This window comes from uncultured Thermanaerothrix sp. (genome assembly GCF_938028735.1).
GTDB lineage: Bacteria > Chloroflexota > Anaerolineae > Anaerolineales > Anaerolineaceae > Thermanaerothrix.
The window spans coordinates 260909-274468 of record NZ_CALIMF010000014.1 but is presented as its reverse complement, the minus strand read 5'-3'; the positions used below and the strand labels follow the sequence as shown (position 1 = coordinate 274468).

Genomic DNA, 13560 nt, shown 5'->3' with positions numbered 1-13560 from the left:
TTCTATATTGTGGAGGTCTAAAATGACTCTAGAAGCCAATACGCCCGCACCGGATTTTATCCTGCTGGATGAAACCGGGACACCACGCTCCCTTAAAGAATTCAGAGGTAAACCCGTGGTGCTGTATTTTTATCCCAAGGATGACACACCGGGGTGCACCAAAGAAGCGTGTTCCTTCCGTGACGACTATCAGGCATATGCCGAAGCCGGCGTGGTGATTTTAGGGGTAAGTCCCGATTCACCAACGTCCCACGCTCGCTTTAAGGAAAAGTATAACCTGCCCTTTACCTTACTTTCTGATGAAGATCACCACGTTTGTGATCTATATGGCGTGTGGGGAAAGAAGAAGTTTATGGGGCGTGAATATGACGGGGTTCTGCGCACCACTTTCTTGATTGATGAGAATGGGATTATTAGGAAGGTATTTCCCAACGTCAAACCGGAAGGACATAGTGCAGAGGTTCTGGCTGCGCTGCGCTCATGAACGGCTCTGAATAAGCAGGCTGACCTCCCGCTTGAGACTCAGTTTAGGATTATCCTGTTCACAGATGCATTTTCTACGCGTCTGCGGATGGGTTTGAGCTGGATCCAGCGAGCTCTTAGCTTGCTGTACCCGGCTCGCAGATTTCCACTGGTAAACTCAGGGCGTGCACCTCGCGCAGGATTTGCTGTGGGGTCTGGTTCACCAGTTTGCTCAAGGTTAGGCTTTGAAGCGCTTCGTTGATATTTGCTTGGAGGTTAGTCCATATTGGTAGGAAGACGCATGTGCTGTAATGAGGGCAGGCCAAGGTATCTTCCAGACAAGGGGATAGGCGGATAGGTCCTTCGAGAGCTTCCATAATTTCACGAAGAGAAATAGCATCAGGAGAGCGACTCAGGCGAATACCGCCGCGTGGGCCGGGAATTGTTTTGACCAATCCCTTTTGCATCAGCGTGTGGGCAATCTGATGTGTAAAAGGTAGGGGAATATCTAGATCTCGCGAAAGCAAGGCGGTAGCAACAGGACGGTCTCCCATTTTGGCCAGTGCCAGCATGATTTGTAACCCGTAATCGAGACGTCGGCTGATTTTTAGCACATTCAATCCTCTAATGGAAAGTTTATCGGAAATCTTTATCAAAATAGTATGTTTTATCTGCTTTGTGTAGTGATGAATTCACGCCTTTATGATGAGGAATGTCTTAAATCACAATTAGGGTTGATTCAAAATTCACCCATTTCTCATCCTTGCCTCATTTGGAGACGGGATATAATCAAGATGTAACCGAATTTGTTCACCTGTCCAAAGGAGGACGTATGAAGAAGATAGGAATTCTGTTGGTTGTGCTGATGCTCAGCGCGCTGGCTCTTACCGCTTGTGGTGGCGGAGGCGGCGGAGAAGCCAAGGAGACACGTCCCACACCTCCGCCCGAATACGCCGGGAAAACGGATCCTTATACTACTAGCGATGCGAATGCGGTAGCGGCTGGAAAAGCCATTTATGAGCAACGCTGTGCTTCCTGCCATGGTGAGAAAGGGCTTGGGGATGGACCGGCTGGGCAAGCACTGGATCCGCACCCCGGTAACCTGGTTGAACTGGTTAAGGTGGCGAAGGATGATTACCTCTTCTGGCGCATCTCTGAGGGCGGTGCCATGGCGCCGTTCAATTCCTCAATGCCGGCCCAGAAAGGGATATTGACCGAGGACGAGATTTGGCAGGTTATCACCTACGTTAAGACTTTCAAGTAAACCAATGCTCTTGATCTGTTAACTTAGCCCGGCATGCTTGCATGCCGGGCTAAGTTTGTATACAAGGTCTTCGCAAAGCCGGGGTTAGGGTTAAAATAAAAGCATGGAAAATCTAGCAACAAAGACAATATTTATCTGGTTACGTGAGAAATTCCAAGTTGGTGTTGTGTTGGTAGGCGTATTCCTTCTCGGCTATGGGCTGGCTAAATTTAGCGAAGGCGACTGGATAGCTATGGTCTGGTTGGTGGGTGGAACCAGTTTGTTTTGGTGGGGAGGATGGAGAAAGCGGGATCGAGAAAGAAAAAAGGGGCGGGCAAAGTCTATACCGGATAACGAGGGACAAACCCCAGAGGGAAGCCCCGCAGGTGCCCTTTGGCAGGTTTTGCCTGACCTTCTTGGTGCGGATAATCAAGAATATCTGGTTCGCATAGCTTTGGAAAAGGCCGCCGCGGTTTGTGGAGCCAGCGGAGCCACTTTTATCTTTTTGGACGAATGGAACCAGCCTTTGCGAGTCTATGCGGTTGGTGAAGAAGGAGAAGTAGATAACCAGGAGTGGGAAAAGAGCCTGGCTCAGCCACAGGTTCGCCTTTCGTGTAAGCAATGCCAGGTCTATCGGGCGGCCGTGGACCAGGGGTGTACCCTCTTCCAGAGTGAAATGCCAAGGGCGAAAATAGTGGAGTGTGTTCCGTTGAAACAACATGGTCGTACGGTTGCTGTTATCAACCTCTTTTCAACACGGCCCAACTTCGTCCTTGCAGATGATCTGCGGCGCGCACTGGAGAATTTCTTTTCCGCTGTGCTAATGGGACTAGAACTGCATCGTCTAAAGGCGCGAGAGGCCGCTATTTACTCCCAGATTCTAGGAAATCGTGTAAGGCACCCCGACCTAGACAGCACACTTAGGCCCATAGTATGGCGCTGGATGCAAGTCTCAGCGTGCAAAGGAGCGGCATTATACTTGCTACAAAACGAGGCTATGAGGTTGCCCACTTTCCTGACGGTGGGTCAGTTTCCAGTCACTGAGCCTGAGCGCGTCCGAGAGGTGTGCAACTTGGTCCTCAAGGCTGTGCAGACTCGACCTGATCATCCCCAACGTGTTCCTCTGGAACCCCACGGAGTGCAAGGTTGGGCAATTCGCCTTGTTTCCTCTCAAGGCAAAGACCTAGGCGTTTTGTTGCTTTATGGGTTCAATTCAAGTGGGGGGGGTGAGTCTGTCAGCGCAGCCTCTAGTTTACTGTTGGATGCCCTGGTTTACGTCATTGAAACCGAACAAATGCATTTTGATCTGGCGTATCGGGCAGTCATACAAGAGCGAATGCGGCTGGCGCGTGAAATTCACGATGGTCTAGCACAGACGTTGGCCTACCTGAAATTGAACACTGCGCAGATGATTAATGCGCTCAATCAGGAAGACCATGCGCGATTAGAAACCCTCCTGCATCGCCATTATCAGGCGTTGGCCGAGATCTATCTGGAAACCCGGCAGGTGATGGATAACCTGCGCTTTAGCCCGCAAGAAGATATGAATACCTGGATCCGTCGGGTGGCGGCCAGTGCGATGGAAGGCATGAACTTACAGATCGAATGTATTTTACCCGAGAAGCCCCCTGATCTTCCCTTAGAAGTACAGGCGCAGCTTCTGCGCATTATCCAAGAGGCATTGAATAATATCCGCAAGCATGCCCGTGCTTCTAAGGCATGGATTTCATTAAGTTCTTGGGATCGGGATTGGGTTTTAGAAATTGGCGATAATGGGGTTGGCTTCACACCGCAGGATGTGCCGCAATTCTCGCAACACGGATTGCGAGGGATGCGCGAGCGTGCTGAGTTGATCGGAGCTGACTTCCAGGTTATTAGCCAGCCCTATCAAGGAACGATTATCCGTTTACAGGTACCATTTCGAGTGGAGGAGTCGCTGGTATGAGGATGCGTGTGATACGGGTCGTGGTTGTGGATGATCATGCGCTCTTTCGGCGCGGATTGATCGAATTGCTCCGAGGCATGCCGGAAATACAGGTGGTGGGTGAAGCCGCCAATGGTCACGAAGCTCTTGAGGTAGTGCGTCGCACGGGGCCCGATGTGGTGCTTTTGGATATTAATATGCCTTCCTTGGATGGATTGCGTACCTTAGAAGCATTGCGCAAGTGGGCTTCTTCCCCCAAGGTGCTGATGCTGACGGTTTCACAACAGGAGGCAGATCTCATGCAAGCCATCCGAAGCGGCGCAGACGGCTACCTTCTCAAGAATGTGGAGCCTGAGGAACTACGTAAGGCCATTTTACGTGTTTACCAAGGTGAGGGGGCTCTTTCGCCTGAGGTCACGGCACCAGTCTTACGTGCTTTGGCGTACCAATCCGAGATGGCCAATCGGCAAATTCTCAGCGACCGGGAATTGGAAGTGCTTGAGTGCTTGGCAGAGGGGAAGACAACAGGACAGATTGCTGCTAAATTGTATATCTCTGATAATACGGTCAAAACTCATGTGCGTCATATTCTGGAGAAGTTGGAAGCCTCTAATCGCACCGAAGCAGTGAGCAAGGCGATTGCTCTGGGGTTGATTCGCCGTCATGAGCCCTAGGCGCTCGCTAACGCCGTCCTCTTGGTGATACCAATATCCCCCTTTTAGGGGGGATTTTTAACCCCTTTTAGTGCCCGTGTAATCTCGACAATATGGGGGTTTTTTGTGTATTTTATAAGATGAAGCGGTTGTGCTTGGTGTGGAGAAGGTACAGAGGTTTGCAGCATGATGGGTCTTCAGCAGATGGATGGAGTGCGCAAGGTATTAATTGCTTCGGCCAATCCGCTTTTTGGGCGCGGGCTGGAACGATTGATTCACCAACAATGGCGGGGGCGTCAATTTGAAATTCGGGTTGTGGGAACAATGGAAGAGACGCTTACGCTCCTGGAGTCCTGGTTGCCCGATCTTGTCATCCTGGACTATGATGACCGCTCTCTTGACCGCAAGCGCTTTATGGATCTCTTTGTTAGTAGTCAGCGGACGATGCAGGTGATGTTGGTCTCGCTCCAGGAAAGTGGCTCAGTGGTTGTTTATGATCGTCGTGTTCTAACCCCTTCTCAAGCAGAAGACTGGCTCTTGCTTTCTGAGCCCTCAGGTTTTCAACCTTCTCCCTCAGGAAAGGAGCGGACATCGTCTATGAAACATTTGGCGATAGTAGCATCTCTGGTGGTTATACTGACATTAGCAACAAACTATCTCTTGAACACCGTTCAAGTTCTCCCTCTTCAAGCGAGTGTTCAGGCGCAACCGATTGATCGGTTGTTCAATTTGCAGTTCATGCTGATTGCCTTCTTCTTTTCCTTAATCGTGGCCTTCATGGGATATAGCGTGGTTGTCTTCCGGCAGCGCGCTAGAGATGAGGATGAGGAGGGTGCCTATATCAAAGGTTCTACCGGGCTTGAAGTTGTGTGGACGATCATCCCAATCGGGATTGTGATCTATCTCTCTTACCTGGGGTCGCTTGCCTTGGCCGAAACACGGCGGATAGACCCCCAGGCTATTGAGGTTAAAGTAGTGGCAGGACAGTGGTTCTGGCGGTTTGAGTATCCGCAGTATGGAATCACGTCTAATACGTTGTATTTACCAGTCAATCGTCAGGCTCATTTGCGCTTGACGTCCCTAGACGTTATTCACTCGTTCTGGGTACCTGAGTTTCGCGTGAAGCAGGATGCACTACCTGGCGCAAATTTAGAACGCGAATTACGCGTTACCCCCACCATGATGGGGCAATTTAAGGTGCGCTGTGCCGAGTTGTGTGGCACCTCGCATGCCTATATGGAGAGTCCGGTTGTAGTGGTATCCCAGGCTGATTTCGAGGCCTGGGTAGGTGAACAACTACAAGCCATCGGAGCCGATCCCGCAACGCGAGGGGCTAAGTGGGCTCAGACTAATGGATGCCTTTCCTGCCATTCAGTGGACGGTTCCCCCGGTGTGGGGCCGACTTGGAAAGGCCTCTATGGTCGCACAGATCACGAACTGGCGGATGGCAGTCGGGTTACGGTGGATGAGAATTACTTAAGGGTGGCTATTCTCAATCCAAATGCCCAGGTGGTCAAAGGTTATCCGTCCAATGTGATGCCGGGGAATTATCAGGCGCTGCTCTCGGACCAGCAAATCAACGACATTATCGAGTACATCAAGACACTCCGCTGATTTCAACACGTTGATGGAGGGTGCAATGAAACGTTTCTGGTCAATTGGTTTGGTGCGTGGGCTTGTTGGGCAGATTTTGGGCTTTCTGATAGGCATGGGGCTGTTGAGCGCTGTGCGTGCTGCTATGGGGCTGCCCTGGAAGACTGAACCTGCCTGGGTAGCCGGAGCGTTTGGTGGGGTTTTAGGTTTTATGATCACCTTGGGCGCCTTCAGGGATTGGTTTGCCTGGGCACTGGGGCATGAGACCCCTGACATCGAGGAAATCGAAGAGCAACCCGGTTGGCAACGCTATCTGGGTTATAGCCTGGATCACAAGGTGATTGGGGTTCAATACGGTATATTGTCTCTCTTGCTGTTGGCCATTGGGGGGAGTTTTGCGCTGATTTTTCGTGTCGAACTGGCTCGTTCGGGAATGCAGTTTCTTTCGTTGAACTTTTTCAACACCCTGATCGGGATGCACGGCATGGTGCTAATTATCTCAATCTTGCTGGGATTCGCCGCCATGGCCAATTTCCTAGTTCCGTTACTGATTGGAGCCAGGGACATGGCCTTTCCGCGCCTGAATGCCTTCTCATTCTGGATTGCTGTTCCTGCTTCGATCACGTTGTTGAGCGCTCTCTTTGTGGGCGGCTTCGATACAGGTTGGACGGCTTATCCGCCCCTAAGTATCCGCGCGCCTCTAGGAATGCAGATGTTCTTTGTGGGGGTGTTCTTCAACGGGTGGTCTTCCATTTTGGGAGCTCTTAACCTGATCACCACCATCATTCGGTTGCGTGCACCCGGAATGTCACTGTTTCGAATGCCTATATTTGCCTGGGCCACCCTGGCAGCGTCCATAATTGCCCTGACAGCTACTCAATTGATTGGCCTTTCCTTTCAGATGGTGATGTTCGAGCGTTTGTTTGGCATGGGGTTTTTTGATCCGACCAAAGGCGGCAATCCGATTCTTTTTCAACATCTCTTTTGGTTCTATTCTCACCCGGCCGTGTACATCTTTGTGTTACCTGGATTGGGTGTGATCAGTGAATTGCTGCCCGTTTTTGTGCGTAAACCTCTTTTCGGCTATCGTTGGGTTGCCATGTCTTCGTTGGGCATCGCGCTGGTGGGCTTCTTGGTGTGGGGTCATCACATGTTTACCTCAGGAATGGAAGAATATCTGCGCGTGCCGTTTATGTATAGCACGCTACTGGTGGCCGTGCCGACCGGGATCAAATTTTTCAGTTGGGTAGCCACTTTGTGGCAAGGACGCATCCGTACTCCCGTGCCGATGCTTTTCGTACTGGGGGCCATTATGGTTTTTCTCATGGGTGGACTGAGCGGCCCCCCTAACGGTGTAGTCGCAACGGATCTCCATCTACACGATACGTATTTTGTTGTTGGTCACTTCCATGATACGATGTTCGGGGGTTATATCTTCCCTCTCTTTGCGGCTATTTATTATTGGTTCCCTAAGGTGAGCGGTCGGAAGCTAAATGAGACCCTGGGACGATTGCATTTTTGGTTAATGACCCCTTCTTTCCTGGTGATGACCTTTGGTCAAATGTGGGTGGGGATGCTGGGGATGCGGCGGCGTATCGCCGATTACGATCCTGCCCAGGGGTTTGATACCGCTCATCTGATTATCACTATTGCTGGCTTTCTAATTGGGCTTTCGGTGTTGATTTTCTTCATCAATCTGGTGGTGAGTTTGCGCCGCGGGGAAGTGGCACTGGGCAATGTCTGGCAGTCGCGGTCGCCGGAGTGGCAGTTATTGCCCTCACCAGCTCCCATGCACAACTATCCTCAGCCTTTCCGGGTTGTGGGGGAGCCCTACGATTATGGGCTGAAGGGGTCACGGTATGTGGAGCCACTAACTCAGCCTGTAGGAGATGATTAAGAGACAGGAGGACGATGATGCAAACCACCAATAAATCCACCTTTGAGATACGACGTGGCGTTTACGTGTTCATCTTTTTGGCAGTTCTGACTGTTCTGGAATTTTATGCGGGGACACACGAAGCGCCGAGTGCAATTTTATGGGCTATTGCCCTACTTAAGGCCGCAGTTGTCATTCAGTTCTACATGCACCTAATGCGTGTTTTTCGATCACGGGAGGAGCATTGATGAGCACCCATCCGATCAGCCTTGATGCTTATCGACAGCGCGTTGCCACCAATCGCATTGGTTTGTGGCTGTTCATTATCTCGGATGCTTTTATGTTCGGAGCTCTGCTGGTTACGCGCTTTTACCTACTAGGTGGGCGCAGGCCTGAACTGGATCAGACCTTAGGATTGATTGTGACCTCGGTGTTGTTGACCAGCAGCTTTTTCATGAACCGGGCAGAGGCGATGATTGCAGCTGGAAATCGGCGTGGTTTCCTGACCAGCACGTTTATAACCATGCTTTTGGGAATTGCCTTCCTGGTAGGTGTGATCGGATTCGAGTGGCGGCTTGCGCCCTTTGGGCCGTCAGATGGGGCTGAAGGCGCAGTATTCTATATGATGACCGGGATGCATGCGTTCCACGTGTTGACAGGTGTAATTTTTCTGCTGATTGTTTTCCGCAACGGGCTAAAGGGGCGATATTCACCGGAGCGCCATTGGGCTGTGGAAGCCTGTGCAAATTATTGGCACTTTGTGGATGTAGTATGGATCTTCTTTTACCCTGCCCTCTACCTAATGGGAGCGCTGTAAATATGCACGTGCGGCAATACGGGCTTTTGATTGGGATTGGGATTGTGGTAGGGGTTTTACTCCTAAGCGGGCTTCTTTTTCCGCCACATGCCCAATTCCGCGGTTCGTTACTTGATCCCCCTGTTCCTGCGCCCGATTTTTCCCTTATCCGGGCGGATGGCGGGCTCTTTACTCTGAGCGATCAACGAGGCAAAATAGTTTTGCTTTTCTTTGGTTATACCTACTGCCCAGATGTGTGTCCAACGACCTTGGCTGACCTCAACGCTGCTCTCAAACGACTTGGCCGGCAGGCTGAGAACATAAAAGTGGTCTTTATCTCCGTGGATCCTCGCCGCGATACACTTCAGCGTGCTCAATCCTATGCAGCAGCGTTTAATCCCGCTTTCATCGGCCTCTCAGGAGAGGAAGTAGATCTACAACCGATTTGGCAGGCATATGGGGTGTACCGGCAGGTGCGCGATGAGGTAAGTCGGGGAGAGAGCTACCTGGTAGATCATTCGGCGCGGGTTTACCTGATAGACGCGCAAGGTAATTTGCGTCTGACTTATGCGTTTGGCACCTCTGCGGATGATCTGGTGAATGACTTGCGGTTGATTCTGCGGGATGTTCGTCCATGAGCGCAATGGCGAAAGCAGTACTTGTCCGCCTAGGAATCACATTTCTGCTCAGCCTCCTAGTAGGGATCCTGGTAGGGGAAGGTGCCTATTGGTTGCTACGAGGTGAAAGTGAAAATGTTCCCCGTACTATTGAGATCGTTATACCCCTAGGTACAGCGGCTCAGATCTCGATGGGGGGACCAGGGCCGACCCTCCCGCCCATGGTTTTTACGGAGGGGGATATTTTGGTTGTGCGCAATGAAGATAGCGTTAGCCATCAACTTGGCCCTCTCTGGATCCCATCCGGAAGCGCAGCCTCGCTCAACTTGGATCGTCCAAGCGCCTATAGCATGGCGTGTTCGTTTCAAACCTCGCAGATTCTGGGGATTGACGTGCGTCCGCGCATCCGCCCTGTAGATCGTATTCAGGGTATTTTGGCAGTCATGATTCCCACCTGGATGCTAATGTGGGTTTACTCTCTGGTGGCGGTACCTCTTCCAGAAAAAGTGGCGCCTTCATCATCTGGGTCTTAGGTAGCGTATGAGAACACATTGGTTGGGGCGTTGGGGTGCGACCACCCTATTAGTGTTGATTGGCATGATCGTTATGATTCGGCTGGGATTCTGGCAGTTGGACCGGCTAGCTCAACGGCGTGCTTTTAATGAGCGAGTACTAGCTGCTCGATCCCTACCCCCTCTTGATCTCAACTCAGACTCTTTCTCCATCATCCAATTACCGGATATGGAGTACCGAGAGGTTGTTGTAACAGGAGAGTATGATCATTCTGACGAGGTCTTGCTGCGTAATCAGGTGTGGCAAGGGCAACTTGGGTTTCACGTGTTGACACCGCTACGAATTCAGGGAACCTCCTGGGCTGTGCTTGTGGATCGGGGGTGGTTGCCCTATGAGGAAGCCCAACTTCCAGCACGCTTAGCCTATCAGGAAAAAGGAGTGATATCAGTGAAGGGGGTGATTCGACGTGGCCAAGAGCGGCCAGATTTTGGTGGTGTGCCAGATCCGACGTTGGCACCTGGTCAGGAACGGCTGGATGCCTGGAACCTGGTCAATATTTCCCGTATTCAACAGCAAACGCAGTTGTCCCTATTGCCCATTTATATTCAACAGGCGCCCGATCCAACTTGGCAAGGGTTACCCTATCGTACCTTGAGTGAGGTGGAAATTAGTGAGGGGCCTCATTTGGGATATGCCATCCAGTGGTTTACATTCGCTGCGATCTTGGGAATTGGATATCCGTTTTTTGTGAGACGGCAAATGCGCAAACCTAGTCCAGCCCAAGATAAACCTTTGGAGGACGAGGAAGGATGAAGGAACAGATTTGGCGTGGAGCCTATGGGGTGAGCCTTGGTTTCCTGATCCTAGCAGTTTACAGCGGGTATGTGGCCCGCTTTGTAGGGGTTGCGCAGGAATGTGTTCAAAACCTGAAATGTGTTTTTGTCCCCGGCCAGCCGGTGACTTGGTTGCCATGGGTGGCTTTAATGCACCCGGTCCTTTCCTGGCTTGCGACTGGATTGGTAATCGTTTTCGGGGGTTGGCAGCTGGTGGTCAGATGGCAAGTCTTGTCATCTCTTGAACGCGGGGGACTGATTGGTGGCATCGTGGCGCTTGCTCTCCAGGGCCTACTAGGGATCATCTCCCGTGTATTGGCTTGGGAATCCCTTGCTCTGCTGCATCTTGGGCTCGGATTAGCGGCGCTGACAGCTGTGGGGGTGAGTACCCTCTCTACCCTACCAGCCTTTCAAAGCCCTATGGGCAAAGGCGCTAGATCCAGCCACAAGTCGGTTCTTCTAGGGCTGGGGGTTATGGGGGTAACCTTTATCCTTCTGGCAAGTGGTTTTGCTAGTACGCTGGATCCTGGGGGGCGGGTATGTGGAGGGTGGCCGCTTTGTGCAGGCGGTTGGGTGCTGAGCGAGTGGGGGTGGAGCACCCTTATTCATCGCTTGGCGAGCCTTTTGGTCTTGATAGGGATGGTTATCATAATCGTAAGAGTAGGGCGGGACTACAATGCAGATCCAGTTATCTTGCCTCTTGCGCTGGCGGTTGGTATGCTTTTCTTGGGCCAGGTTGGGCTGGGCGGATGGATGGTTAGCCGCGGGTATCCTGGCGATATGGTGGCCCTGCATGCCCTCAACATTGTGGCATTATGGGGGGCAATGGTTGCACTGGTCTATGGGATGTGGGTACGCTTACCGCAAGCCGTTGAGAGGGTCTCGGATGAGATCTCCTGGCGTGTGCGCTTCAAAGCCTACTTCTTATTGAATAAGCCCGTGATTGTGGCGCTTCTTCTGGTCACAACCTACACCGGGATGGTACTGGCAGCCAGAGGATTGCCAGATTTGCGTCTGACGTTTTGGACACTTCTGGGAGGGGCTTTGGCGGCTGGAGGTGCCAGTGCCATTAACCAATACATTGACCGTGATGTGGATCGCCGCATGCAACGAACGGCTAAGCGGCCCATTCCTTCAGGTATTCTGACGCCAGCTCAGGGTCTGACCTATGGGGTGACAGCATGCCTAACGGCCTTTTTCCTCCTGGCGGGTAAGGTTAACTTGCTCAGTGCATTGCTTGCCCTGGCTGGGATGATCTACTATGTTGGGGTTTACAGTTTGTGGCTCAAACCGGCCACGACCCAGAATATTGTGATTGGTGGAGGCGCTGGAGCGATTCCACCTCTGGTGGGTTGGGCAGCAGTAGCTAATGATCTCCAGGTGCCAGCCCTATTTCTGTTCGCTATCATTTTCCTCTGGACGCCTCCGCATTTTTGGGCCTTGGCGCTAGTGCGGCAGAAGGACTACGCTCGCGCCGGTATTCCAATGTTGCCGGTTGTGCAGGGGGAGAAGGCGACGCGCCGGCAGATTTTCATTTATACCTTAGAATTAGTGGCTCTGACACTGTTAATGCCACTCTTTAATCTGACTGGTCGCCTTTTCCTATTTGCTGCGCTGCTCCTGGGAGCATGGTTAATTTATGCAGCCTGGCGGGTGTTGCGCCTTTCTGGCAATCGTCCGGCTTATCAGATGTATCGCATTTCCAGCATGTACCTTGCGCTGGTTTTTCTGGCACTGGTGGTAGATGTCCTGATCTAAAACGTAAAGAGTGCCCAGAAAGAGTTTTTGTGAATGCCTCTCTAACTTGCCCGAACAGGAATTACGAGATCAGGCGGGTACTCGGCGAGGCAGGTGATTTGTCCATCAGGTAGCACAGCATAGGTGTCCTCCAGGCGTACACCTATGCCCTTTTGGGGGTAGTAAAGCCCAGGTTCGATGGTAAAAACCGTGCCAGGCGCAAGGAGATCGCGTGATTCATTGGCATAGGCCCCACTTACTGGGTACTCATGGACATGTAGGCCCAAGCCATGCCCTAGGCTGTGCACATATCCTTCTTGCGTTGTGGGGTTAGTGCGCACTGTGGGATGCCCCATGGCTTCAAACAATTCGCATGTGCGGTCGTGGTAGAACTTGAAGAAGCGGTTAGGGGCCAATTCCTGCACAACTTGGCGATACACGGAGAGCACTTGTTCGTAAAGCCCAAGAGCTTCGTCTGTAGCGAATCCTAGGCACCAGGTGCGGGTGAAATCATAGAAGTAGCCTCCACCGGCTTCATGGGGAAAGATATCGAAAACGATCGTTTCCCCTAAGCGCAGCACATCATGGGGGTTCCCGGTGCTGTGAGGAATAGCCGCATCCCGTCCGATGGCAAATATGGTGCCTTCAGAATTCTCGGCCCCCTGTTCGGCCAGCCATAGGTTGATCCTTCGCTTAACCTCACCTATGGTGAGTGGTTCGCCGTCTGATTTGATTAAAATGCCACCCTTAGCCCGATGCTGACTCAGGAAATCTGCCGTTTGGGCCACCACCTGAGTAGTTACGCGGCCCATTTGCCGAATTCGTTCAATCTCATCCTCGTCTTTAGTCATCATTGCCATCAGGAGTATTGGATCATCAGCAAAACCGAGAAACTCTGCCTCCGGCATTAATGTTTGTAATTGTTTGACCAAATCAAACTGCGGTCCAAATTCGATTTTGCCGTAAAGGGCGATTCGGCTACGTTCGAGATGAAGATCTTCCAGCATTTTACGGAAGCGTAAAGCCGTAGCCTGCGAAATATCTCCGTTGGCTTGCTCATAATAAGTCCTAAAAGGATAGTCGTCATAACAACGGGTGATCAGTCCGGTTTTGGCGGCCTCATCGCGTTCCATAGACCGATAAAATAGCGTGGGCGGTTGATTGCGACGCTTAAAGAGATCAGCCCCAGTAAGAGAAGCCTCGCCACAAAAATAACGCATGGCAGGGTTATGAGTGGTTGGCCCCATAATCCACAGGGCGTCCACATTGTGAGTGTGCATCAAGTGGTCTAGGTCTTTTCTCATGCTTGTCTC

Annotated in this window: 14 protein-coding genes; 12 read left to right on the top strand and 2 right to left on the bottom strand. The window is 51.7% G+C overall.

The genetic code is table 11. The features are described 5' to 3' along the window. The first annotated feature begins 22 nt into the window (after positions 1 to 22). Positions 23 to 484, top strand: a complete 462-nt coding sequence (gene bcp, locus Q0721_RS09005) for a thioredoxin-dependent thiol peroxidase (protein WP_299028556.1) — start codon at positions 23 to 25, stop codon at positions 482 to 484. A gap of 115 nt (positions 485 to 599) precedes the next feature. On the opposite strand, the gene Q0721_RS09000 is transcribed toward bcp, so the two are convergent. Beyond that, positions 600 to 1076: an Rrf2 family transcriptional regulator gene (locus Q0721_RS09000; protein WP_299028553.1), complete on the bottom strand. Its 477-nt coding sequence runs from the start codon at positions 1074 to 1076 to the stop codon at positions 600 to 602. 218 nt (positions 1077 to 1294) lie between these two features. Here Q0721_RS09000 and Q0721_RS08995 point away from each other — a divergent pair, with 218 nt between their 5' ends. The 11 genes from Q0721_RS08995 to Q0721_RS08945 all read left to right on the top strand — a co-directional run bounded on the left by Q0721_RS08995 (position 1295) and on the right by Q0721_RS08945 (position 12268). Then, positions 1295 to 1726, top strand: a complete 432-nt coding sequence (locus Q0721_RS08995) for a cytochrome c (protein WP_299028550.1) — start codon at positions 1295 to 1297, stop codon at positions 1724 to 1726. 103 nt (positions 1727 to 1829) lie between these two features. After that, complete coding sequence (locus tag Q0721_RS08990; RefSeq protein WP_299028547.1) at positions 1830 to 3650, top strand: sensor histidine kinase; 1821 nt, start codon at positions 1830 to 1832, stop codon at positions 3648 to 3650. 2 nt (positions 3651 to 3652) lie between these two features. Then, the gene (locus tag Q0721_RS08985; protein ID WP_299028544.1) at positions 3653 to 4303 is read left to right on the top strand and encodes a response regulator transcription factor; all 651 of its coding nucleotides are present in this window, start codon (positions 3653 to 3655) and stop codon (positions 4301 to 4303) included. A 165-nt stretch (positions 4304 to 4468) separates the two neighbouring features. Continuing rightward, positions 4469 to 5896 (top strand): cytochrome c oxidase subunit II, encoded by a 1428-nt coding sequence (coxB, locus tag Q0721_RS08980; protein WP_299028541.1) that lies wholly within the window; start codon positions 4469 to 4471, stop codon positions 5894 to 5896. 25 nt (positions 5897 to 5921) lie between these two features. After that, a complete protein-coding gene (locus Q0721_RS08975; protein WP_299028538.1) occupies positions 5922 to 7772 on the top strand; it encodes a cbb3-type cytochrome c oxidase subunit I in 1851 nt (616 codons plus the stop codon). A gap of 17 nt (positions 7773 to 7789) precedes the next feature. Continuing rightward, positions 7790 to 7999: a cytochrome C oxidase subunit IV family protein gene (locus tag Q0721_RS08970; protein WP_299028536.1), complete on the top strand. Its 210-nt coding sequence runs from the start codon at positions 7790 to 7792 to the stop codon at positions 7997 to 7999. Beyond that, complete coding sequence (locus Q0721_RS08965; protein ID WP_299028533.1) at positions 7999 to 8568, top strand: cytochrome c oxidase subunit 3; 570 nt, start codon at positions 7999 to 8001, stop codon at positions 8566 to 8568. The genes Q0721_RS08970 and Q0721_RS08965 overlap by 1 nt, the downstream gene beginning before the upstream one ends. 2 nt (positions 8569 to 8570) lie before the next feature. Then, positions 8571 to 9185, top strand: a complete 615-nt coding sequence (locus Q0721_RS08960) for an SCO family protein (protein ID WP_299028530.1) — start codon at positions 8571 to 8573, stop codon at positions 9183 to 9185. After that, positions 9182 to 9697: a hypothetical protein gene (locus Q0721_RS08955; protein ID WP_299028528.1), complete on the top strand. Its 516-nt coding sequence runs from the start codon at positions 9182 to 9184 to the stop codon at positions 9695 to 9697. The genes Q0721_RS08960 and Q0721_RS08955 overlap by 4 nt, the downstream gene beginning before the upstream one ends. A gap of 7 nt (positions 9698 to 9704) precedes the next feature. After that, positions 9705 to 10490, top strand: coding sequence for an SURF1 family protein (locus Q0721_RS08950; protein ID WP_299028525.1), 786 nt, complete (start codon positions 9705 to 9707; stop codon positions 10488 to 10490). After that, positions 10487 to 12268 (top strand): heme o synthase, encoded by a 1782-nt coding sequence (locus Q0721_RS08945; RefSeq protein ID WP_299028522.1) that lies wholly within the window; start codon positions 10487 to 10489, stop codon positions 12266 to 12268. Before Q0721_RS08950 ends, Q0721_RS08945 begins: the two co-directional genes overlap by 4 nt. Before the next feature lie 41 nt (positions 12269 to 12309). Here Q0721_RS08945 and Q0721_RS08940 read toward each other — a convergent pair whose 3' ends face one another. After that, positions 12310 to 13551: a Xaa-Pro peptidase family protein gene (locus Q0721_RS08940; protein ID WP_299028520.1), complete on the bottom strand. Its 1242-nt coding sequence runs from the start codon at positions 13549 to 13551 to the stop codon at positions 12310 to 12312. Between the last annotated feature and the right edge of the window lie 9 nt (positions 13552 to 13560).